Source organism: Sorangium sp. So ce327 (assembly GCF_051530205.1).
Classification (GTDB): Bacteria; Myxococcota_A; Polyangia; order Polyangiales; family Polyangiaceae; genus Sorangium; species Sorangium cellulosum_B.
Window position 1 is genome coordinate 2,859,855 of sequence record NZ_CP150330.1, and the last position, 23,335, is coordinate 2,883,189.

15 protein-coding genes are annotated in these 23,335 nt (G+C 74.3%); 3 read left to right on the forward strand and 12 right to left on the reverse strand.

The window, feature by feature from the left end; all coding sequences use genetic code 11:
- Nucleotides 1-75: 75 nt before the first annotated feature.
- From WME95_RS10905 to WME95_RS10935, 7 genes are all read right to left on the reverse strand, one after another.
- Nucleotides 76-1,965, reverse strand: coding sequence for an SWIM zinc finger family protein (locus WME95_RS10905; protein WP_437716797.1), 1,890 nt, complete (start codon nucleotides 1,963-1,965; stop codon nucleotides 76-78).
- Nucleotides 1,962-8,825: a HEAT repeat domain-containing protein gene (locus WME95_RS10910; RefSeq protein WP_437908327.1), complete on the reverse strand. Its 6,864-nt coding sequence runs from the start codon at nucleotides 8,823-8,825 to the stop codon at nucleotides 1,962-1,964. The genes WME95_RS10905 and WME95_RS10910 overlap by 4 nt, the downstream gene beginning before the upstream one ends.
- On the reverse strand, nucleotides 8,822-11,647 hold the full coding sequence (locus tag WME95_RS10915) for a hypothetical protein (protein ID WP_437908328.1): 2,826 nt from the start codon (nucleotides 11,645-11,647) through the stop codon (nucleotides 8,822-8,824). Before WME95_RS10915 ends, WME95_RS10910 begins: the two co-directional genes overlap by 4 nt.
- Nucleotides 11,648-11,884: 237 nt before the next feature.
- Nucleotides 11,885-12,787, reverse strand: coding sequence for a WGR domain-containing protein (locus WME95_RS10920; RefSeq protein WP_437908329.1), 903 nt, complete (start codon nucleotides 12,785-12,787; stop codon nucleotides 11,885-11,887).
- A gap of 36 nt (nucleotides 12,788-12,823) precedes the next feature.
- On the reverse strand, nucleotides 12,824-13,120 hold the full coding sequence (locus tag WME95_RS10925) for a DUF2288 domain-containing protein (RefSeq protein ID WP_437908330.1): 297 nt from the start codon (nucleotides 13,118-13,120) through the stop codon (nucleotides 12,824-12,826).
- A gap of 125 nt (nucleotides 13,121-13,245) precedes the next feature.
- A complete protein-coding gene (locus WME95_RS10930; protein WP_437908331.1) occupies nucleotides 13,246-14,247 on the reverse strand; it encodes an alpha/beta hydrolase in 1,002 nt (333 codons plus the stop codon).
- Between the two features lie 622 nt (nucleotides 14,248-14,869).
- Nucleotides 14,870-17,341 carry a TonB-dependent receptor plug domain-containing protein gene (locus WME95_RS10935; RefSeq protein ID WP_437908332.1) on the reverse strand — a complete coding sequence of 824 codons (2,472 nt, stop codon included), beginning with the start codon at nucleotides 17,339-17,341 and terminating at the stop codon, nucleotides 14,870-14,872.
- Nucleotides 17,342-17,486: 145 nt separating this feature from the next.
- Here WME95_RS10935 and WME95_RS10940 point away from each other — a divergent pair, with 145 nt between their 5' ends.
- Nucleotides 17,487-18,509, forward strand: a complete 1,023-nt coding sequence (locus WME95_RS10940) for a DNA/RNA non-specific endonuclease (RefSeq protein WP_437908333.1) — start codon at nucleotides 17,487-17,489, stop codon at nucleotides 18,507-18,509.
- A 9-nt stretch (nucleotides 18,510-18,518) separates the two neighbouring features.
- Here the strand turns inward: WME95_RS10940 and WME95_RS10945 are convergent, their stop codons facing one another.
- Entirely contained in the window at nucleotides 18,519-18,929 is a 411-nt protein-coding gene (locus tag WME95_RS10945) for a nuclease A inhibitor family protein (protein WP_437908334.1), read from the reverse strand.
- Nucleotides 18,930-19,138: 209 nt separating this feature from the next.
- Between WME95_RS10945 and fbaA the strand changes: the two genes are divergently transcribed.
- Nucleotides 19,139-20,212, forward strand: a complete 1,074-nt coding sequence (fbaA, locus tag WME95_RS10950) for a class II fructose-bisphosphate aldolase (protein WP_437551623.1) — start codon at nucleotides 19,139-19,141, stop codon at nucleotides 20,210-20,212.
- A 108-nt stretch (nucleotides 20,213-20,320) separates the two neighbouring features.
- On the opposite strand, the gene WME95_RS10955 is transcribed toward fbaA, so the two are convergent.
- Nucleotides 20,321-20,734 (reverse strand): hypothetical protein, encoded by a 414-nt coding sequence (locus WME95_RS10955; protein WP_437908335.1) that lies wholly within the window; start codon nucleotides 20,732-20,734, stop codon nucleotides 20,321-20,323.
- 127 nt (nucleotides 20,735-20,861) lie between these two features.
- A complete protein-coding gene (locus tag WME95_RS10960; RefSeq protein WP_437908336.1) occupies nucleotides 20,862-21,227 on the reverse strand; it encodes a hypothetical protein in 366 nt (121 codons plus the stop codon).
- 371 nt (nucleotides 21,228-21,598) lie between these two features.
- Between WME95_RS10960 and WME95_RS10965 the strand changes: the two genes are divergently transcribed.
- On the forward strand, nucleotides 21,599-21,820 hold the full coding sequence (locus tag WME95_RS10965) for a hypothetical protein (RefSeq protein WP_437745380.1): 222 nt from the start codon (nucleotides 21,599-21,601) through the stop codon (nucleotides 21,818-21,820).
- 54 nt (nucleotides 21,821-21,874) lie between these two features.
- On the opposite strand, the gene WME95_RS10970 is transcribed toward WME95_RS10965, so the two are convergent.
- Nucleotides 21,875-22,786: an HTTM domain-containing protein gene (locus WME95_RS10970; RefSeq protein WP_437908337.1), complete on the reverse strand. Its 912-nt coding sequence runs from the start codon at nucleotides 22,784-22,786 to the stop codon at nucleotides 21,875-21,877.
- Nucleotides 22,783-23,328 carry a hypothetical protein gene (locus tag WME95_RS10975; RefSeq protein ID WP_437908338.1) on the reverse strand — a complete coding sequence of 182 codons (546 nt, stop codon included), beginning with the start codon at nucleotides 23,326-23,328 and terminating at the stop codon, nucleotides 22,783-22,785. Before WME95_RS10975 ends, WME95_RS10970 begins: the two co-directional genes overlap by 4 nt.
- Nucleotides 23,329-23,335: the final 7 nt, after the last annotated feature.

Consider the following 23,335-nt stretch of genomic DNA (forward strand, 5'->3'; position numbering starts at 1 on the left):
GGCGTGGAGGCTGGTGCGTTCAGAACCTCTCCTGGCAACACGAACAATCTCTTTTTCTTGACCTCCTTTCCTCTCTCATGCTGACGACGCGTCGGCGTCCACGAACCCGGAGGACGTCAATGCATCCAGTCTCTTGAAATACGCGTCGCGCGCTTCGCCGTCCGTGTCAAACCAAATGCGCTGGTGTCGAGGCGCTTCGGCGCGCGCCCCCCACGACAGGTGTACTACGCGGTCGTCCAGGGAGACACGGTAGACGACCTCCGCGCCCGAGGCCTCGCGCCGCACGTACGTGCGGGTCTCGGCGCGGATGAGCGACCGCCCCTCGGCCGTCTGGCGCAGGGCGTCCCGCTCGGCGCGCTCGCGGGCGTAGGCGACGCGGAGCGCGATCATGTGCTCGCACGGACCTTCGCGGAGGCCGCTCCGGCGGAACGTGGGGCAGCTGCACCACGCGTCGGAGACGCGGCCCTCGAGATCCATCGTGAACCGCGGCGCGAAGTCGCGGTGCGCCTCCCGGTCCGCGACCTCTCCGTGGATCTCGGTGCCCTCGCCGGCGATCTCGTGCACCTTGGTCGGCCTCACCGCGCCGGGCGCGCCGAGCAGGCGGTGGGCCGCGGCCTCGCGGGGCGAGCTGTAGCGGATGTCGCGCTCGTCCACCGGATCGGCGAACAGCTCGCGCGGGCGGTAGACGCGGCGCGCGACGTCGTAGAGCACCCGGCCGCGCAGGCACTCGAGCTGGAGCGCCGCGCGGGCGTCCTCGGCGCCGCCGCCGGCCGCGAGCGCCGCGAGCGGGAGCGGCCCGCGCTCGCGGAGGAGGGCGATCTGCCTGCCCGCGAGCGCGTCGAGCGCCGCGCGCGCCTTGTCGCCGCCTTTCCCCTCGCGAGGCATCAGGGCGTCGAACGAGGCGGCGCTGGCCCAGCTGCTGTCGGTCCAGCCCGTGAGCGCGATCGTCAGCGTCGCGCGGCCCAGATCGAGCACCCAGAAGACCGGCAGCCCGGGGCCCCGGAGCTCGGCGCGCACGCGCTGCACGTGCGGCAGGAGCCGCGACAGCGCGAGCAGCCGCTGCCGGCCGAAGGTCCGGACCACGCGCGCCGGGCCCTCGTACGGAGGGCCGTGGCCCTCGATCAAGATCTCCCAGGGCTCCAGGATGAGGCGCGGCGGCTTGCCGGGGACGAGCTCGAAGCGCAGGCCGCGGGGCGGCTTCTTCGCCTTGCGGGTGCGGAGCACGAACAGCGCGTTGTAGAGATCGATCGGCGCGAGTTCGCAGGAGACCGCGGGCAGCGTCGCCGCCGACTGCACCTGCAGGAAGCCGCGGAGCCAGGTCGTCGGGACCTCGAGCGAGCGCTCGATCGGCGTCGCGCGGGCTGCCGCGGCGTCGCCGCGCGCCACGCCTGCGTCGAGCTCCACCTTGGCGTAGGCGCGCAGGCGATCGATCTGCTCGACGATGCGCGGCGAGAGATCGACGAAGGCGGTGCCGTGGGCCGCCTCGCGGCCCTCGAAGAGGTCGCTGGAGAAGGCGAGCCGGGCGTAGGCGCTCTCGTCGCGCGAGAAGACCTCGATCGAGACCTCGTCCGGGTGCACCGTGAGCACGGGATCGAGCGCGCCGGAGGCCCGCGGCTTCGCGGCGGAGCCGTCGCCCTGGGTCGCCGCGTCGTCGGGGAAGGCGCCCTCCAGGAACGCCTTCTGCGCCTCCCAGATGGCCGCCGTCGCCTTCTTGCCCTGCTTCATCAGGTAGGCGAGGTACGCGGTCCGATCCCGGCCCTTGTACCGGAGATCGCTCTCCAGGATGGTCGCCAGCGCGGCCATCGCGTCGCGGAAGAGCGCCGCGTCGCGGACGGTGCCGCGCACGCCGACCGGGCCGCGGGCGCCGTCGAGGGAGAGGCGCACGCTCGAGTGGAGCGGGGCGGCGGCGAGCTCGCTCGGGGCGGCGTACCGGAGGAGGATCGGGCGGGCGAGTGCGGCCGTCATGCGTTGACTCCTTCGGGGGTCTCGGGCGATGCGGGGGAGGGCGCGGTCGCGAGCCGCGCCGCGCGGGGATCCGCCGCCTTGCGCTTCGCGCGGCGGTACGCTCGGTACGCGGCCTTGCGGACGGCGACGTCGGCCTTCTCTTTGGCCTTCTCCTTGTCGAAGGCGAGCGCGGCGAGCGCCTCGAGCGCGCGCTCGCCGCCTGCGCGGCCGAGCGCCGCGATGGCGTCGAGGCGCGCGGAGGCGTCGCCGCCGCTGCCCTGCGCGAGCGAGATCAGCGGGGCGAGCGCGGCGACGTCATGGCGCGCGAGGATCGACGGCAGCGCGAGGCGCCGGCCCGGCTCGGTCGCGGCGAGCGCCGCGAGCGCCTCGGGCGAGGCGACGCGCGCGGTCGGCCCGAAGGCGACCGGGTCGAACGGCCTCACCGCCACGGCGATCGCGGCCGAGCCGTCCGGCGCGAGCGCGGCGAGCGCGGCCGACGCCGAGGCCCGGACGCCGGCGTCCATGTCCTTGAGGGCCGCCGTGAGCGCCTCCACGGCGCCCGCGGGCGGCGCGGCCCCTGCGGACCTCGCGGCCGACTCGAGCGCGCCGAGGGCGCGCGCGGCCTCGCGGCGGACCTCGCCGGGGGCGCTGTCGTTCGAGAGGAGCGCGCGCAGCGCGGGCGCCGTCGCGGTCGCGCCGGCGCGCCCCGCGGCCCAGAGGAGCTCGCGCCACGCCGCGGCCTCGGCGCTGCGCTCGTCGCCGTGCGCGGCCGACCAGCGCTCCGCGGTGCGCTGCGCCGCTGCGGCGAGCGCGCCCGCGAGGGCCGAGCGATCGCCGGCCACGGTGCCTGCGGCGATGAGCCGCGCGGCCTCCTGCCGCGCCGGGGCGCGCTCGTCCTCGAGCATGCGCAGCAGCGCGGCCACAGGCAGCGCGCCGCGGCGGAGCAGGCCCATGGCGAGGCGCTGCCGCAGGTCCTCGTCCTTGAGCGCCGCGAGCCGCGGCAAGAGCTCGGCCGGGTCGGCCTCCGCGGCGAGGTAGCTCGCCGCCGGGCCCGCGATGTCGTCGTACTCGCTCCCGACCGCGAGGAGCTCGACGCGCGTCCGCTCGCCAGGGAAGAGCTTCTCCAGCGCCTTGCGCGCGTTCTTGCGGACCTCGCTGCTCCGCGAGTCGAGCGCGCGGGCGAGCGCGGGCTCGGCCGCGCCGTCGCCGAGCAGGCCGAGCTCGTTCACCGCGACGACGCGGAGCCTGTCGGGCGTGTCGCCGGCGCGCACGAGCTCCTCGAGCAGCACGCGGGCGCGCTCGCCGCCGATCCAGCGCACGCCCTTCGCCGCCGACTCGCGGAGATCGATGGAGTCCGCGTGGAGCGCCTGCTCGACGCGCTCCGAGGCGCGCTTGCGGAGCTCGGCGCTCCCGAGCTTCGGGGCCATGCGGCCGAGCGCCTCCGTGGCGGCGGCCTGCATGCTCGGCTCGATGGGCGCTTCCTTGGTGCCGCCGGCGGCCACCGCCTCGAGCTCCTCCAGGGCGCGGGCGTCGCCGAGCGTGCCTAGCGCGAGCAGCGCGCGCTCCCGCTCCCCGGGCTCGCCCGCGCGCACGACGAGGAGGAGCGGCCGGAGCGCTGACGCGAGGCCCCGCTCGGCCACCCCCTCCGCGGCGGGCAGCACGAGCTCGCGCGCGCCCGCGCGCAGCACGGCCTCGAGCGGCCCCGAGGGCGCGCGCTCCTGTCGATCGCCCTTGACGCGCTTCGCGTACGAGGTCACGGCCGCGACGCGCGTGGGGAGATCGCGATCCGCGAAGAGCGCGACAAGGAGGTCGTTCTGCGCGGGATCGTCGCCGAGATCGAGCTCGCGCGCCGCGGCGAGGCGCAGCGCCGGGTCCTTCGCGCGCGTGGCGGCGGCGAGGAAGGCGAGCGCGAGCGCCGTCTCGCGCTTCTCGCGCTCGCGCCCCTTGTCGACGATCTCGAGGCACGCCTTGAGCGCGGCGCTCCGGACCTCGGCCGCCTCGTCGTCGAAGCGCGCCGCGAGCGGGGCGGTGGCCGCGGGGTTCCGCGTGCTCCCGAGCGCGCTCGCCAGCGCGGCGCGGTCCGCCGGCGTGGTGGCCTCATCCATGCGCGCCGCGAGCGCCCGCACCGCCGCGTCGCTCGCGAGCGCGACGAGCGCCTTGCGGGCGCGCGCCGCCGGCGCGGCCGCGCCCTCGCGCAGGAACGCCGAGAGCACGTCGACCGCGCGATCGTCGCGGCTGCGGGCGAGGAGCTCCGCGGCGCGCAGGCGCAGGTCGTCGTGATCGCTCTCCATCGCGCGGCACAGGGCGGGCACGATGCGCGGATCGCTCGACGACGCGAGGCGCTCGAGCACGCCGAGGCGGAGGTCGGCGTGCTCGCTGCCGAGCGCCGCGAGGAGCGGGTCGAGGCTGCCCTTCGGAGAGAGCCGCTCCAGGAGCTCGAAGGCGTAGCGGCGCACGTCGGGCAGCGCGGAGCTGAGCGCGCGCACGATCTCCGGGCGGGCGTCGCCGCCGCGCGCGGCGATCTCGTCGAGCGCGGTCCGCGCCACGTCGGCCGACGCCGAGGCGAGCCCGAGCGCGAGCGGCTCGCCCGCCCCCGCCGGGAAGAGCGCCTTGAGCCCCGCGAACGCCGCCTTGCGCACGAGGTGGTGCGGGTCGTCGAGCGCCCGGACGAGCGGCGGGACGGCGGCCGTGCTGCTGACGTGCCCCTTGGCGCAGACGTCGACGATGCGATCGATGGCGTCGCGGCGCGTGCGGTGCGCCTCGTCGTCGCCCGCCGAGACCTGCCGGAGGAGGCCCATGTACGCGCCGAACGCGAGCCAGCGCAGCCGCCGCTGCTCGCCCTCCGGGACCGCGTCGCCGGCCGGCTTGTCGCTCTGCTTCTGGCCGCTCTGCCCGCTCGGCTCGGGCTGCGCGAAGAGGCGGCGGAGCCACCCCTTCGCGGGCTTCGTGTCGGTCTCCTCCGCGGCGCGCGGGGTCGTGTCCGCCACGACGTGGGCGCCCGCGGGGCGCAGCGCGGCCACGCGCTTCGCCTCGCGGAAGTACTCGACCGGCTTGCGCCGGATGCGGAGCACCTGCGCGGCCGCGTAGCGCTGCTGCGGGTCGTCGCTGGCGAGCGCCTCGGCGAGGCCGACGAGGATGCGCCCGCGCGCGACCTCGGGCGGCCAGTCCTTCGTGCCGGCGGGCTTCTCGCCGTCGGCCGCGCGGCCCTGCTCCGCCGTGTCGGGGCGCGGGGGCATCAGCGCCTCGATGAGGTGGGCGAGGTACAGCTCCGGATCGGTGCGGAGCTCCAGCGCGCGCGCCGCGGCGAAGCGCACGTCGGAGCGCTGCGACGAGAGCGCGCTCGTCAGGAGGTCCGGCGGGTCGCCGCGGCGGAAGGCCCTGAGGTCGCGCGCGAGCACGATCGCGAAGACGATCTCCTGCACCTCGCGCGAGCTGTCCTCGAGGCCCTGCAGCATGCCGCCGTAGCCCTCGGGCCCGAGCGCCGCGAACGACATGATCGTCGCGACGCGGATGGGCGGGTGCTCGTGGCGCAGCGTGCCCGTGAGCACCGGCAGCGCCCGCACGTCGCCGAGCCGCGCGAGCCCGTCGGCGGCCCACGACCGCACCGCGACGTCGGCGTGGCCCATGGCGTCGAGCAGGTAGCCCTCCTCGCCGCGGCGGGCGGCCATCGCGAGCCCGCGCGCGGCCTGCTCGCGCACGTCGGGGTACTCGTCCTTGAGCAGCTCGGTGGCGAAGTACTTGACGAGGCGCGGCGATCCCAGCGTCGCCAGCGCGGTCGCGGCGCGGGCGCGCAGCGGGCCGAGGACCTGGATCGGCAGCTGCTTGAAGAGGGACTGATCGGCGAGGAGCGCCCGCATCGGGTTGATCAGCTGCTCGTCGCGCCGGACGGCGCAGAGCTCGGCCGCCCGCACCCGGAGGTCGAGGTGGCTCGACTGGAGGCCGATGTGGAGCGGCCCCGCCTCGCCCGGCAGGAGCTTGTCGAGCGCCTCGATCGCGGCGATGCGCGGCCCCGCGTGCTCGTCCTCGAGCAGCTTGCTCAGGGCGCTGCGCGCGGCCTCGCCCACCGGCACGCGCGTGGCGAGCAGCCGGAGCAGGGAGTTGCGCGTGTCGTCGCCCGCCGGCATGCCCGCGGCCCCGCGCGCGCCGCTCTCCCGGACCGAGGGGTGGATCGACGCCATGGCGGCGAGGTGCGGCTCCGCGGCCTCCTTGCCGCGCAGCTTGACGACGGCGTCGTACGCGGCCTGGGCCACGCTCGGGTCGCGGTCGCCGATGGCCGCGTGCAGCCGCTCCGCAGCCCACGGTTGCTCGCCGTGCGCCTTGAGCTCCTCGACGGCGCGCAGGCGCAGGTCGGGGAAGCGCGCGAGCTGGGCGCGGTCGAGCGCCGTCTGCGGATCCGAGGCGTGCCACGACCAGAGCGTCCGGAACGCCTCGCGGCGGACCTTGGGCGACTCGTCCTCGATCGCGTCGGCGAGCAGCGCCTCGGCCTCGGGCGGCCTCGGTCCCTTGCCCTCGCCGGCGAGCGCCACGAGCCGGTCGAGCCCGCGGACGCGGATGTCCTCCTGCGACGACCGGAGCGACGCCTCGGCCACGGTGAGCGGGGCCGACGGCTGGAGCCGCGCGTAGGCGTCGTGCGCCGCGGCGCGCACCGCACCGTCCGCGTCGTCGAGCATCCAGATGAGGCGCTTCTCGGCGCGGGTGTCCCGGAGCTCGGCGAGCGCGGTCGCCGCCTGCCGTCGCAGCGACGGGTCCTGCTCGCGCGTGAGCTGCAGCAGCGCGCCGAGGGCGCGCGTGTCGCCGAGCTGCGCGAGGCCGCGCGCCCCACGCACCGCCGTGTCCGGCGTGCGGCACGCCATCGCGGTGAGCAGCGGCTCGAGGTCGGCCTCGGCGGGCTCGGCCCCCGGGCTGCCCACGCCGGGGATCCGGGCGCGCGCCGCCTTGATGGCCGCCTCGTCGGCCGCCTTCGCGGCGTCCTTCGCCCCCTCCTTCGCGTTCGCCGCGGGTTTCTCCGCGCCGCCCGCGCCGCCCGCGCCGGCGCGCCGCAGGACCTCGGCCGCGCGCCGCGCGATGTCGATCGCCGCGCGGCCGAGATCCTCGTCGCGCGCCTCGAGCGCGTGGGCGAGCGCGCGCCGCTCGATCACCTTCGCCGCGAACGCGATGCGGCGCACCTCGGCGTCCTCGTCGTCGAGCGCGCGCGCCGCGATCGGCGCGAACTCCGGCGCCGAGAGCCAGCCGGCGAGCGCCGCCCGGATGAGCGCCTCGACCCGGAGGTCGGCCGGGCCGCGCTCGAAGGCGGCGCGGAGCGGCTGCGGGCCGTCCGGGTAGATCTGCTGGAGCTGGTCGAGCGCCGTGAGCCGCACGGAGGCGTCGCGGCCGGCGAGCTTCTCGGCGATGAGCCCCGGGATGAGCGGCGAGCTGCCGTAGAGCTTCCGGAGCTCGAGGAGCGCCCGGCGCTGGACGTCCGCGGCGCGGGCATCGAGCGCCGCCCGGAGCGGGGCGAGCGGCGTGTCGCGCTCGATCGCGCGGAGCGCCTCGAGCGCGGCCATGCGGACGTTCGGGCTCTCGTCGTCGAGCGCCTCGCGCAGCTTCGCGCGCGCGCCCCGGCGCCCCTTCGCCCCGAGCTCGCGGGCGGCGAGCGCGCGCACCTCGGCGTCGCGGTCCGAGCGGAGCACGGGAAGCGCGGCCTCGAGCGCCTCGGGCTCGTCGAGCGAGGCGAGCGTCTTGACGGCGCTCTCGCGCGCCGGCCGGGCGCCCGAGAGCGCCTGGGCGAGCACATCGAAGCCGTGCGCGAGCTCGGCGGTGCCGTCCGCGGGCGCGCCGGCGGCGTCGATCGGGAAGCGCCATACCGTGCGCCGGTCCCCCGCGGCGAAGACGGCGCCGAGCCCGTCCTTCGCGTCCGCGCCGCCGCGGGCGGCCTGCCCGCGCGCGCCTTTGCGCGCGGCGGCCGGCGCGAGCGCCAGCGCGTGGAGCGCCAGCGCGCTCGTCTCCAGCGTGCGCGGCTTGCGTTTGTCCTCGAGCCGGTGGATGCGGATCGCGCCGTCCGCGCCTGCGGACAGCAGGCGGTCGCCGCTCTCCTTGCCGTCTTCCTGCGGCGGCGGGGTGGGCAGGCACAGGAGCGCGCGGACGCCGCCCGCGTGACCGCTCCCGTCCGCGCCGCGCACCTCGCACTCGACGTCGCCGACGAGGTACCAGAGGCGCACGGTGCCGTCGTCGCCGCCCGACGCCAGCCGCCCGTCGCGCGGCGTGAACGCGAGCGCCGTGACCGGCCCGTCGTGGCCCGGCATGGCGCGGACGGCGCCCGTCGCCAGCGTGACCACGCGGACGACGCCGTCGTCGCCTGCCGCCGCGCAGAGCTCGCCGGCAGGATCGAAGGCGACGGCGCGGAGCGGAGCGGCCGAGAGCGCGAACGACGCGATCTCGACCGCGGCGCCGGGCTGCGGGGCAGGGGAGCCGGCGGCCTCGCCGACGCGGAACACCCGCAGCGCGCCGTCGACCCCCACGGTCGCGAGGCGCGCGCCGGCGTTCTGCGACACGCCCGCGGCGATCGCCGTGGCGCCGCCCGGGTGCGCGTCGATCGCCCGCACGTCGGTCCCGCCGCCCGCGACGAGGCGAAGCGCCCCGTCGGAGCACGCCGCCGCGAGCAGGTCGCCCGCGAAGGCGAGGCCCAGCACGTGCGCGGGCACGTCGATCGAGCGCACCGGCTTGTTCGCCACGTGATCGAACAGCGTCACCTGGCTCGCGCTGGCGGGGGATGGCGTGGTCTGCGTCTCGCGCGTCCCGTGCGTCTCGCCCGGCACCGGCGCGCGCACGCCGCCGACCGCGAGGAGCCGCGGGCCGATCGCGAGCGCGCGGACCTTCTCGTAATGGCCGATCGCGTGGCTCATGCGGTCTCCTGTCCGACGCCGGGGAGCGCCCGGCCTTCGCCGACGGCTCCCAGGCCTTCGATCTCGAGCCCCGGGTGCGCGTGTTTGAGCCGCAGGAGCGCCGCCAGGCACGCCTGCCACTCGCCCTTCGCGATCGACCCGGTGAACTCGGCGATGACGGGGGCGACGAGCGCCGCGAACGCCGCGTCCTCGACCGCGAGATCGCGCACGACCTCGATCACGTGCCGCTTGGCCTCGCTCGCCGAGAGGCGCCTGCGCGAGCCCGCGTCGTCGCCCGGCTCCGGCGACCGCCCCGCGGGGATCCCGGACAGCACGTACCGCAGGAAGCGCCGGAGCGCCTCGACGTCCGCGAACCGCCCGGCGTCCTCGGGCAGCTCCGCCGCGGGGCGCGCGTCGTCTCCGCGCGCCCCGCGCGGCCGCCAGCCCGGCGGCAGATGGCGCGGCCGGTGCTTCTCCCAGAGCATCCGCACGGCGAAGAGGCGCACCTCGCGGTCGGCGCTCTGCATCAGCCAGCCGAGGCGCTCCGGGCCGCCGAGCCGCGCGTAGTGCTTCAGGATGAGCGAGAGGCCGAGCTCGCGCGCGCTCTTCTTCAGGCTCTCCGTGAGCGCGAAGACCTGCGCCGGATCGAGCTCCTCCGGCGTGAGCGCGATCGCCGGATCGGCCGACGGATCGCCGACCTTGCGGAGCGCGTCGAAGGCGATGTTGCGCACCTCCTTCGCGTCGCTGTGCGCGAGCTCGTAAACGCGCGTCTGGTAGCCCCACGCCCGGAGCTCGGCGCGCGTGATGAGCGCGGCGAAGCGCCGGACGTCGTCCCGCTTGTCGGAGAGCGCGGGCCAGATGCGCTCGGCGGTGAACGCGCCTCGCTTGAGCGAAGGCTTCAGCTCGAGCTCCTTGGCCTCGCTCTGCTCGGGCCCGAGGACGGGGTGGTGGCAGCGCAGGTACGTCTGCGCGAACGCGCGCATCGGCTCGGGCTCCTTCTCGCCGAGCGCGAGCGCGAACAGCCTCGCCGTGCCCGCCTCGCGGTCGCCGCGGCCGCTCGCGTCCTGCCCCGCGTCGAAGTCCTGCGGCTTCATGTGCGAGAGGAGGTAGCGGCGCGCGAAGCCGTTGAGCGTCGGATCGGCGCGCCGCGCGAGCGCGAGCAGCCAGGGCAGCGTGAGCTGCCGCGGCGACACGATCTTCGGGTTGCCGAGCACCTCCAGCGCGACCGCGCGCGTCTCGGCGCTGAAGACGAGCCCCTTCAGGCGCTCGACGCCCTCGGCCGTCAGGTCGGGCAGGGCGTCGGCCTTCTGGAGCCAGGTCGCGACCGTGGACCCGAGGCGCTTGCGCGTGAGCGCGCCGAGCAGCCACGGCGTCCCGATCGCCGCGATCGGGTACTTGCCGAGCGCGTCGAGCGCGGACTTCGTCGCCTGGTAGTCGTCCTCGTGGCGCGGGTCGTCGAGCACGCGCACCCAGAAGCCCGCCCCCGGCTCGCCGGGCCGGTACTTGGCCTTGAAGTACGCGGCGGCCCACTTCTTCTGCTCGGACTCGCCGTAGAGCATGTCGATGAGGAAGCCCTCGGGCAGCTCGGCGCGGTCGAAGCTCTCGCTCAGGGCCTTGCTGGCCCACGCCTCGGTCTCGCTGTGCGTGAGCAGCCGCCCCAGGAACGCGTGGCCGAGCGCGCGCGGGCTCTTGCCCTGGAGCGCCGACGCCGCGAAGGCGCGCGTGTCCTTGTGCTCGGAGTCGAGCAGCGCGGCGAGGCGCTCCGGGTCGAGGTCCGTCGCGTGCGCGCGGGCGTACTCGATCGCGAACGTGCGCGCCTTCGGGCTCGGGGAGCCGAGCAGCGCGAGCGCCGCGTCGTGCAGCCCGAGGCCCCGCAGCTTGCTCTGGTGGAGCTCCGGCGAGCCGAGCAGCGTCTCGATCAAGAACTCGTGCGCGCTCGCGAGCGGCCGGTACGCGAGGCGCGAAAGCCACGCGGGCGTGACGCTCCGCAGGGTGTCGGCGAAGTCCTTCTTGAGCCCCTGGATCGCGAACTTGGCCGGCGGATCGGCCTGGCAGGCCGAGAGCAGGAGCATCAGCGGATCGGGCGATCGCTTCCACGCCTCGTCGAAGGCGCGGTGCTTCACCATGTCGTTCGGCGGGACGTTGCCGTGGAACGAGCGCCCGTCGTACTTGCCCGTGCCGTGCGCCCAGACGTGGTTCGCGACCCAGAGGTCGCTGAAGCTCGTGCCCGGCGCGTAGTGGCGGAGGACCTCGACCGCGAACTGCGGGTAGAGCTCCGGCGTGCTCCGGCCGAGCTCGCGCAGGAAGCGCCACGCGCGGCGGCGCATGTAGATCAACGTCCCCCTGGAGACCTCGCGCCGCCGGCTGCGGGAGAGCTCGACGTCGAAGCGGAAGGCGAGCGCGCCGAAGAGCTCCGCGTCGAGCCGCGCCTCGGCCAGCTTGTAGATGCGCTTGAGCCCGCCCCACGCGCCGAAGACCAGCGGCGCGCTCGTGGCGATGTCGCGCAGCGCGCTGCGCCCCGCGTCCGTGCCCTCGTCGTAGATGCGCACGAGCAGGTCCGCGAGCTCGAGCCGCGGCGGCGGCGCGGCGTCGACCTGCGCGAGGAAGCGCTTCCACGCGTCGGTCGACTGCTCTCGCCGCTGCTCGGGGGAGCGCATGCCCTGCGCGCGCGAGAGCAGCTGCAGGAACGCCGCGAAGGTGAGCGCCCCCTCGCGCGGCGGCGTCTCCGGTTTTGGATCGGGCTGCTCGAGGTACGCCTCGACGACCTCGGCCAGGGTGGGTGAGCCGCTCGTGGCGAGCTGCTTGACGTTCGCGATGTCGATCGGGTTCGGTGAGCTCGTCAAGGCGCCCTCCCGCGGCGGGATGGCCTGGGAGAATCGCGAGCCCCGCGGTGCAGGTCAAGCCAGAGTCGATCTGACGATGACGGAAGCGTCGTCGCTTCCCCCCGGTGTGCGCCTGTGGGTGGGGCGTGGTCGCCGATGCCGGGGTGCCGCGCGGCGCCCGGAGCGTCGCCTCGAGGCGCGCGCCGGACGCGCAGCTCGGGCCGCGAAGCTCACTCGGCGCAGCTCAGGCCGAGCAGCTCACGCCGCGCGCATCCGCGCGACCCGCTCGGCGACGTGCGGGTCGCCGCCCGCGTCGATGCTCGCGAGGAGGTCCTTCAGCGAGCGCCCGCGGTGGGCGAGGTGCGCCTCGAGGTGCGGCGAGAGCGCCTTCCAGCGCCGCGCCCACCCGGCCTCGGCGCTCATCGAGCCGTTGTGTGGCCGATCGACGAGCAGGGCGCCGAGCCGGAGGCCGAGCTCGGGATCGTCGAGCTCCTCGAGCTGCCGCTTCAGGAGGGCGAGCGCTCCAGCGGCAGGAGAGGTCGCCGGTGGGGCCTTCCAGGTGTCGCGCACCGCGCGCGCGAACGCCGCGGCGTCGAGCTCCGAGAGCAGCTCGATCGCGCGCACGAGCGGCAGGCGATCGCGCGCGCTCGGCGCGACGACGCGGTCGAGGAGCGCGTCCAGGGCGGCGGACAGCGCCCCGTCGGTCGCGGGATCGAGCCCGCCGAGCGACTCGAGCGCCCGGCGGGCGCGTCGGACGGCGCGCCCGAGCACCCAGCTCCGCCGGCCGCGCGCGGCCGAGACGGCGGCGAGCGCGTGGACGGCCGCCTTGCGCCGCGCCTCGGTGGCCTCGCCCGGCTGGACGCGCGGCGGCAGATCGAGCTTCGGCGGCTGCGGGGGCGCGGCCGCTCCGGGGGTGGCTGCGGGGGCGCCGCCGGCGGGCGCGCCGCCCCCGGCGGCGGCCACTTCCTGGTAGCCCTCCCTGAGCTTCTCCGCGATCTTCTTGTCGCACTCGCGCTGCGCGGCCTCCGCCGTGGGGAACGCCTTCTCCTTGCGTTGCCCGGCGGTCCCCAGCCGCCCGTAGACGACGATGAAGGTCGTGTCGTCCACGTCGGCCATCCAGAACTTGGCGCTCGTCCCCTGCACGAACTCGAACCGGCGCATGCGGGCGACGATATCACGTCGCGCCGTCGGCGCGCCTCAAGAGGGCGGCGGCGAGGGCGGCTGGCGGATCAGCACGAACGGCGCGACCACGACCGACAGGAAGCGCAGATCGTGCTGCTGCGGCCAGCGCGCGAGATCGGCGGCCGTCGGCTTGGTCAGCTTGCCGGCCGCGATCCACGCCTCCACCGCGGCCGTGTCGTTCGCGGCCATGGCCTCGCCGACGTCCAGGAGGTCGAGATCGGCGGCGACCACGATGACCGCGTCGCGCGCTGTATGGGTGCGGAGATCGGTCCAGAAGACCTCCCCGAGCGTCTTGGCGAGCTGTTCGCGCATGGGGGCAGCATAGGCCCCGGACAGCGGCCGCCAAGCCTGCGCGCCGCCGCCCGGGCGGGGGAGGGCGGCGGCCGCCGGCCGCGGCGGTCCGGGCAGGCGGCGCTGCCCGAGGCGCCGATCGCGCCCTACCAGCCCATGTTGTGGTGGACCCAGCAGTCGATCTGCTCCCAGCCGACCCGCGCGCGGTAATGGGCGTTCAGGATATGGCCCGTGTCGGGGACGACCGCGGTCGTGACGCTCTCGGCGCTGGCATAGAGCGCCGCGTCGGAGTCCGCGTACGACGCCGGCTGCAGCGCGTCGGTCTCCCCGAACTGGATGAACACCGGGCTCGTCACCTCGTCGATGCCGGCGAGCGTCGGGTCCTCGGAGACGGCGAGGAGGCTCAGGAACTGCCCGCGCGTGAACGTGTCGGCGACGGTGGCGTTGTCAAAATCGATGAGCGCCGGGTTCGCGTTCGCGGTGTCGTAGAAGATGGCGGTGCGCATGTCCGGCGGGATCGCGATATAGGGCGTCTGCAGCAGCGCGGAGATCGCCTCCGGGGGGACGGGGATCGGGTGCGGCGTGAAGGCGAGGCCGGTGTTCACGAGGACGTCGGCGTCATTGTAGGTGCTCTGAACGAACGTGTTGATGATGGCGCCGTTCGAGTGACCGACGAGCGCGACCTTCGTGAAGGGCGTCTTGTAGACGCCGCCCGGCGTGCGCATCTCGGTGATGATCTGATGGACGCTGTCGGCGGTCTTGGCCAGGTCGAGGGAGTCGCCGTCGGGCCGGCTGCTCTCTCCGGCCCCGAGCATATCGAGCGCCAGGACGGCGTATCCCTCCTTCGCCATGTGCCGGGCATAGGAGTAATCGTGTCCGCCGAACGACGGGAGATCCCAGTACTCGTGCGTGTAGGTCAGGCCGTGGACGAGCACCTGAAGGGGGCGGTACTTGGCGTGACCCTGATAGTAGAGGTATCCGACGACGTCGTACGTGTTGCCGTCGGAGAGGGTCACCGGGAACACGAGGCGCTCGACCTTGGTGGGCTGCCTCGACGACGACGCCTCGGCATCGACCGGAGAGAGCGCGGCGGCCGCGAGCGTCGCCGAGAAGAGTACCGTGCTGAGTGCGCGATAATACAAGTTCATGAATTGACCCTCATGGTTACGGCAGGTGATTGGAGGTGAGGCAACGTCTATCGCGGTGCGATAGCCCGTGGTCTCTCAGCTCCAGCGCCGCCACGCCATGTTCGCAAACATTGGACCAGAAAGCGTCTACGTCAACAGGATAGCGCACGATCTCCGCCCGCGCCGGCGTTTGCCGCCATCTGCCGCCATTTCGGAGCGCTGTTTGGTCTCCAGCGCGTTGACCGCGGGCTCGCCGGGCCCTCGCGGCCCGTCGTGAGGAGTGGACGCTGCACGAGGCTTTGCGGGATGCCGCAATGATTTGCACGGGGGTGACGCCGGCTGCCGGTCCCGGCACATGTGCCAGGGAAGGCGTCATCACGACGACTTCTGTGCTGGCGAACAAATCTCTCCCTGCTTTATCGCTCTTGCCGGATGTCATGGCCAGGAGACGCCATCGCGGCACGGAAGTCGTTGGGTGAATCGATATGGGATTTTTGTGGCTCCGCTGCATTGCGCTCGCGGGGGCACGGGCGATCGCGCCCCCGCGGGTGATCCCGGCGATCCTCGGCGCGGCGCGGGCGCGCAGCCGCGGCGCTCCTGGTGAGCGCGAGCGCTGCCCGCGGCGCGATGACGTCAATGCCGCTCAGAAGGTCGCTTCGGCGCCGATGCTCGGCAGGATGATGGGTCCGAGCGTCTCCGGCTCGCATCCGCGCAGGAGCGAGCACTCGTATTGCAGCGTCTCTTTTCCAGCGGTGGCGTTGAGCACCTCGACCGTGAGCGAGAGGGTCCGTCCTTCGCGGAGAATCCACCGCTTCTCGAGCCGCACGTCCAGCCGGAAGAACGCCGGCAGCCGCTCTGGCAGGCTCAGCCGGCGGACCACCTGGGCGATCCGCTCGCGCAGCTGCTCGCGGCGCCGGATGTCCTGCTCCGTGTCGGGGCGGTCGTCGTTGCCATCCGGGCGCTGCCCATCGACGCCGTCGTTGTCCCAGAGGTCGTAATCGACCGTCATGGGAATGCCGCTGTAGAACACCGCCCTGCCCCCGAGCTTCCAGCCGCGGCCCACGTCGACAGCGCCCGCCATGTTGAGCACATGGCGGCGGTCGAACGCCGAGTCGAAGCTCTCCCGGCCGACATGGCGGACGGAGCGGGAGAGGGTGTAGGACACGAACCCTCCGATGCGCTTCGACAGGCTGCGATGCGCGTGGATCTCCAGCCCGTGGGCGCTGCCGTCGCCGCGCAGCTCGGCCCGCTGCGCGAGGCCAGCGTCGGTGCCGGGAGGCCGGTTGCCGAGAGCGTCGCTCAGGTCGAGGAAGCCGCTCCGGAACCCGGTGATCGTGGCCTTGATCTCCCCGGGGAGGCGGAGCTCGACGCCGGCGCTCGCCAGGAGCCCCGTCTGCACGCCGCCGCGCAGGCCGCCCACCTGCATGCCGGGCACCGCGCCGAGGAAGCTCGGCGGCTGGTGGGTCACGCCGAAGGCGCTCAGCAGGGCGACGCGCGGGGTCGCTTGCAGCCGCGTCGCGAGCCGCGGATCCACCGTGGCCCTCGTCGCGCCGCCGGACGCGAAGAGGTCGCCGCGCAGGCCCGGGACCACCTCGAACCCGGGCGCGACGCGGACGACGACGTCGGCCCAGAGCCCCGCGGCGAGGTCCTCCCGGCTCGTGAAGAGGCGCGCGAGCGCCCTGTCGTTCCGGGTCGGGAAGTCGCCGTCGTTCTCGCGGATGTCGATGTCGAACCGCTCCAGCTGTGCGTCGGCGCCGGCGCGCGCCGTCAGCCGCTCGGAGACCGGCGCGGACAGCTCCACGCGCGCGCCGACGAGGCGGGCGCGCCCGGCCCGCTCCCCGTCCTGGTTCTCGCTCTCCTCGTGGCCGAGCGTGATGGCGTGCCGGAGGCGGCCGCCGCGCGCGAAGAACCTGTCGTAGCGGAGGTCGAGCCGGTGGAAGTCGCCGGCGAGCACCACGTCCTTGTCGCCGTCGTCCTCGATCTGGGCGAGGTAGTCGTGCGACCCGAAGGCGAAGAGGCCGACCCGGTCGTACGGCGAGGCGTCGTAGGTGACGCGCGCCTGGTAGTCCCAGTAGCCGAGCTCGATGCCGGGCGAGAAGAGCGCGAGCAGCGCGCCCGGGTACGCGTAGCGCCCGCCGACGAGCGCGGTGCCGCGGCCGTCGGCCCAGGGCGCCTCGACAAGGGCGCCGGCGTCGAAGAGCCGGAGGTTGGCCTCGCCGTGGAGCAGGCGCGCCGGCTCCCGGGTCTCGCCGGCGATGACGCCGCCGGTGTAGCGCCCGAAGCGCGCCGGGAAGCCGCCGGGGTAGAGATCGACCCGCTCGACGAGCGCCGGGTGGATCACGCTGGGGCCGAGCGCCACGTGATAGAGCAGCGGGACGCGCACGCCGTCGATGAAGTAGCCGACGTTGCCCGGCGGCGCGCCGCGCACGAAGAAGTACGGCACGCCGGACGCGATGGGCGTCACGCCGGGCATCGCCTCGATCGCGCGGAAAGGATCGCCGAACGCGCCGGGCACCTGGCGAACCTCCTCGCGCGTCATCGAGGTCGTCATCGGCGCCCCGCGTTCGCCCACCACCACCACGTCGATGGCCTGCGCGGCAGCCGGCGGCGAGGGCGGCACCGTCGCGACGCTCCCGAGGGGCCGCGCGGGCCCGGCGGGCGCCGCAGGAGGCGCGGCCGGCGCCGCGGCGCGAGGATCGCGGAACCTCACGGGGAACAGGATGCGCGCGCCGATGGGCCGCCCGTCGCGCCGGGCGGGCTCGAACCGCCACGACGGCGCCGCGCGCGCGGCCGCGCTCGCGAACGGCTCCTCGCCCTCCACCTCGACCGCGCCCACGGTACCGTCCGCGTACACCGTGATGCGGGCGACCACGGTCGCATCGCCGACGCCGCCGGGCGGGTAAGGCGGTTCGGTGGGGCCGAGCGGCGACGGCATCGTGACCCGGGCGCCCTGCGTGGCCGCCGCGGGCGCCGCAGGGGCCTGCTCCTGCGCGGGAGACGCCGTGGCCTCGCCGTCGGTGAAGGCCACGAGGGCGCCGGTCGCCGCGGCCACCGCGACGGCCGCGGAGCCGCGCGTCCTCCGGCGTCGCAGATCGCTGGGCTCCGGCTCCTCCATCGGCGCTCCGGAAACCATGGAGAGTCGCGGCGGCACGCTCAAGCAAAACGTACCGGCGCGCCTTTCAGGCCGAGCGCTGCTCGCCTCGCCGAGGTCGCGCTGGACGACCGCGCCGTCCCTGCCGTAGATAGCTGGCAGCGTCGACGTGGGCTCGAACAGGAAGCGACAACAGAAGTCCTGGGGTTCGCGCGTGCTCGTCGCGCTCCTCGTGACCGGGCTCAGCGCGGTGGGGGTCAAGTGCGGCCTCGATCGCGTGCTCGAGGAGCTCGGCCTCGACCTCGGCGGCGACCGCCCCTCCAGGCCATCGCCGACGCCCGGCCGATCCGGCAGCGCCTCGCCGCCGAAGGGCGCTCCGCCGAAGGGCGCTCCGCCGAAGGACGCGCCCTCCTCGCGCCCGCCCGCGCCGAGCCCGCATCTCGAGCTCGGCGTCCCGGCCCGCACGGGAGCGCGCGCCGCGCGGGCCGACGCGTCCGACGATCACCTGATGATCAAGCCCCAGTACGCCCTCTCCTACAACCGCTCCAGGAACGTGGCGAACTGGGTCGGCTGGAGGCTCGACGCCGCGTCGTTCGGGGACGCGCCCCGCCATCGGGGCAAATTCCTGGCCGACAGCGCGCTGCCGGACGGCTGGTACCGCGTGCAGCACGACGACTACACCGGCTCCGGCTTCGATCGAGGCCACATGGTCCGCTCCGAGGAGCGGACGCGGAACCCCGACGACAACAAGGCGACGTTCCTCCTCACGAACATCCTGCCGCAGCGGCACGAGCTCAACGCCGGTCCGTGGCTGAGGCTCGAGGAGGCGTGCCAGGAGCTCGCGCAGAAGGAGCGGCGGGCGCTGTTCCTGATCGCCGGCGGCCTCTTCGACGAGCGCGAGCGACCGGCCGCCACCATCGGCAAGGACGTCGCCGTGCCGGACGCGTTCTTCAAGGTCGCCGTGGTCCTCGAGCCGGGGCAGGGGCCCGGCGACGTCGGCCCGGCGACGCGGGTCATCGCGGTGGTGATGCCGAACGAGACGGGCATCCTCGATCAGGGCTGGGGGCAGTACCGGACGACGGTGGACGAGATCGAGCGGCGCGCGGGCTACGACCTCATGACCGCCCTCCCCGAGGCCGTGCAGCGGACGCTCGAGGCGCGCGTCGACGACGGGCCCGCCGGCGGTCGCTGAGCGGCGCGCTCAGGTCTCGACGACCTTCGTCACGAGGCCGAGCCACGCGCCGGACGGATGGCGGCCGACGACGTAGACATCGATCGCGACGCGCCCGACGCGGTAGACCCGGACGTCGGTCAGGTGGCGCTCCAGCAGGTCCACGAGCCGCCGGTACCGCCCCGCCTCGGCCAGCGCCGCGTCGCCGGTGTCCCCGGGCACGTCGATCACAGGCGCGAAGAAATCGCCCGCCGTCGTGACCTCGACCGGCGTCGCCGCGCCGAGGCCCTCGGCCGCGAGCAGCGCGGCCGGCGAGGACGCGTCCCCGCGCGACCGGAACGGGCGCAGCTCGTGATCGGACTCGCTGGGGAACAGCAGGCCCTGCGCGGCCTCCGCGAGGGACGCGAGGAGCTCTTCGGGCGAGATGGATGAGGCCTGCATGCGGATCTCCGGGCGGCTGCTCGGCGAGGGCAAGCTCGCCGTGGGGTGATCATTCCACCGTGGAGCCAGCGGAGAATCCGCTTGCTCCCTGGGCTTTGGCGATGGTACCCGGACCCGCCCGCCCTGCGGATCCGATCCACCCTTCCTCTTTCCTTCGCCGCGTTGCATGCTCGGGCGAGACCCGAGCAACGAACAAGGATTCAAGTGCCATGTCCAAGATGAAGCTCAAGCCCGGCGTGATCACTGGCTCCGCTCTTCAGGAGCTGTTCGAGTACATGAAGAGCGTCGAGTGTGCGCTGCCGGCCGTGAACGTGATCGGCTCGCACAGCACGACCGCCGCGCTCCAGGCGGCCCGAGAGGCCAAGTGCCCCATCATCATCCAGTTCTCGAACGGCGGCGCCCACTTCTTCGGCGGCAAGTTCCTGGACAACAAGGGTGAGAAAGCCGCCATCGCGGGCGCCGTCGCGGGCGCGCACTACGTGCGGAACCTGGCCGAGGCCTACGGCGTGCCGGTCATCCTGCACACCGATCACGCCGCGAAGAAGCTCCTGCCGTGGATCGACGGCCTGCTGGAGCACGGCAAGAAGTTCTTCGAGAAGAACGGAGAGCCCCTGTTCTCCTCTCACATGCTCGATCTGTCCGAGGAGCCGCTCCACGAGAACCTCGAGATCTGCCAGAAGTACCTGCGGCAGATGGCGGCGCTCAAGATGACGCTCGAGATCGAGCTCGGCGTCACGGGCGGCGAGGAGGACGGCGTCGACAACAGCGGCATCGACAACTCCAAGCTGTACACCCAGCCCGCGGAGGTGCTCGCCGCGTACGACGCGCTGAAGCCGATCGGCAACTTCACGATCGCCGCGTCGTTCGGCAACACGCACGGCGTCTACAAGCCGGGCAACGTGCAGCTCCGGCCGCCCATCCTGAAGAACTCCCAGGACGCGATCCAGAAGGAGCGCAAGACGGGCCCGAAGCCTGTCGACTTCGTGTTCCACGGCGGCTCCGGCTCGTCGCGCGAGGAGATCCGCGAGGCGGTGTCCTACGGCGTCATCAAGATGAACATCGACACGGACACGCAGTGGGCCTTCACGCAGCCCATCAAGAAGTACATGGACGACAAGGGCGCCTACCTGAAGTCGCAGCTCGGCAACCCCGAGGGCGAGGACAAGCCCAACAAGAAGTACATCGACCCGCGCGGCTGGCTCCACCTCGGCGAGAAGGGCGTGGCGGCGCGCCTCGTCGACGCGTGCAAGGACCTGAACTCGTTCGACAAGTTCGAGTTCTGATCCGCGGCGAAAGCGAAGGCCCCGCTCGCGCGGGGCCGGAGCGACGCCTGTAGAACCGCGCCGCGGCGACACCGCGGCGCGTCGCTCGACCCGCAAACGGCTGGCTGCTCACGAGGGCGACGGGTGCGCCGCGCTCAGCGAGCGCGCCGGCGCCGCGACGGCAGGGCGGCGGCGAGGCAGCCGGGAGAGCGGCAGGCCGAAGAGGCCGAACGCGGTGAGCTCGATCCCCAGCACGGGCAGGAAAGCGAACCCCGAACCCCCGGTGGCAAGGAACTGCACGAGGGCGATCGGGGCCGCGATCGACAGGAGCGCTGTCGGGTACGTGACGCCGTGAAGCAACGCGAGCAGCACGCCGACGATCCCCACCGTGAGGCAGCCGTCGACGCTGGGGGTCATGTCCAGCGCGCCCGGCGTGCGCAGCGCGGCGCGGATCCACAGCAGGGAGCCAGTCGCCAGGAGGACCATCGCGATCGGCAGGTTGGCCGAGGAGCGGGTCGCCATCTTCGGTATCTGGAAAGCCATGGTTCCGGCCACGACAGCACGCGATGTGCCATCACGGCTCCCAGGCGGCCGCGGGCGGCCGGCGCGTTGCGTGATGCAGGGAGTGCGGGGCGGCGCACGCCTTGCGCGCCACGAGCCCCCGGTCCCATCAGGGCGAGGGCGGGCCGGGCTCCTCGCCCGCGCCGGGCTCGCCCGCGTCAGGGCGCTCGTGCGTTCGTTGTGGACGCGCCGGCTCGAGGGGCGCGAGCCGGATGCCCAGGTTGAGGAGCTTCACACAGTCCTGCTCGCACGTGGGCCGCCCGCCGGGGAGAAGCGAGCAGTGTGCGACCTCGACGGACTCCTCGGAGCGGCCGTCGACGACGAGTCGGCACCGCACGGGAGCCCCGGTCCGTGGACAGACCAGGGTGGTCTCCGAGGTGTGGTAATGCCGCCGGGCGAGCAGGCTTCTCGTCCCGACGATCAACCCCACGACGCCTCCAGCAGCCGCCAGCAGCACGACGAGCCAGTCTGCCATCGCGACCCCCCTGTGAAGAGCGCTGCGGCGTCCACCGCAGCAGGTACGACGCAGCAAGGGGTGCGCCACGCGCTTCGCCGAGGCGTGGGCCCGGCCGGCGCGGCAGGGCCCGTCCCTCGTGCATCGTAAATGCATTCCGCGCGCCTCTCGGCGCAGGGCGTGCGCCCCGGAGCCCGGGGCGAGGCGCAGCAGCCCGCCCCGCCGCCGAGCGGCGACGTGAGGAGCCGTGAAGAAGCATGGGAATCGACGGCAACAGGCGCGAGCCGGGTGCGGTCCTGGCGGCTCGCCATGGCGGCGCCGCGGGTCGACATCTTCCGGCTCGATGATTGCAAACCTCCTTTCATCGGCGGATGCCGCGGGAGGAGGGCGCCATGGCCTGTCATCTGGAGGAATCGGACAAGCTGGTGTGGATCGAGGTCGAGGGGGGAGGCACCGAGCCACGGCGGGTGCGCTGCCCGCGGCGGGCGGCGACGGTGGACGCGCGGGAGTGCTTCGCCTGCCCGCGCTACGCGACGCTCGCGATCCATCCGAGCGGGAAGAAGGTCTATCTCGTCTGCGAGCCGTTCGACGAGGAGCCGATCGAGCCCTCGTAGCGGCGCGCGAGCCCGGGAGCGCCCCTCACGACCTCCCGTCCCCGATGGCTGCGCTCACGCGCGGCGCGGGCGCCTCAGATCGCGCAGCTTCTCCAGCTCGAAGAACCCCGCGAACGCCACGCCGAGCAGCGGGTACGGGAACAGGATCGCCATCGTGAGCAGCACGCCGAGGTGGAAGAGCCACGCGGCGCCGCAGAAGACGACAGCGACGCGCCGGCTGAACAGGGCGAGCGGCGCGCCGAGCTCCATGGCCAGGCTGGCGAGCGCGAGCGGCGGGAACAGGAACGGATAGCGGACGAGCGCGCCGCCGAGCGGCGAGTGCGTGTCGCCGAGCGCGATCTTCCGGACGTTGTCGTAAGCGATGTAGTTGCGGAGGATGTCGCTCGTCGCCCAGTCGAGGCCGCTGTTCCGGAGCTTCGTGACCCCGGCGATGAAATACGACATCACCGTGATCGCGCAGAATAGCCGGATCGGCCAGCCATAGCGGCCGTCCGGCGCCGGCGCGGGGGCACGCTCCGACGACGCGCGCGCGGCGCGCGCGTCGAGCGAGTGCGCGTCCGCCGCGGCCCCGAGGCCGAGCGCGATGACGTGGAGCGCGAGGAGGTTCTCGGTGTGGAACACCATGCCCCAGGAGCTCCGGTAGCTCAGCACCCAGAGCAGGAGCGCGCCGAAGACGGGCCCGGCGACGCGGAACCGGTAGCCCGCCACGAACGCCGCGCCGGCGGCGATCGCCGCGCCAAGGAGGCTCTGTACCGCCCAGAGGGGGAGCGGCGCGGACAGCACCGCGACCACGCCGACGGGCCTGAAGCTCTCCGGCGGCAGGTGGCTGACCCGCTGGAAGTGCACCGCGCGGACGCAGAGGTACACGAGGGCGAAGCCGCCGACCAGGAGCCGCAAGAGCGCGAGCCGCTCGGCGGGCGCCTCCGCGAAGAAGGCGCGGTCGAACCGCGCAAAAAGCCGCCTCATCGCGCGCCCACCTTGCACGTCGCGTGGAGCTTGGCGTCGATCGGGGCCTCCTGCCCCTCGAAGAACGCGACGGCATCGAAGGTGTCGGTCCGGATCTCGACCGCGACGACATCCGCGTAGCCGTCCTGCGCCGCTACGCGCGACGCGATGCCGCGGCAGAGCGCGCGGGCCGCGCGGGCGCCCTGGCGGATGCTCTGCGCCAGCGTGGCCTTGGCCTGCAGCACCTCCTCGCTGCCCACGAGGCGCGGCGGGATCGGCCGCCGCCCGCCCCGGGAGTCCACGCCGACGGCGCGCTCCACGGCGGTCCGCGCGTCGTGGCGGCCCCACGAGAACATCGGGTAGGTCGACAGCGGAAAGCTGTCGACCGGAGGGCGGCGGAACAGCGGGGCGAGCATGAGGAGCAGGAACGCGGCGGTCACGCCGTACGCGTACGCCCGGCGCTCGCCGAAGCGAGCGGCCCCGCGCGGGCTCGATCCACCGCCGGCTCCGGCGCTCACGGCGCCGCCCTGCGGGCTCGGTCCACCGCCGGCGCCAGCGCTCACGACGGCC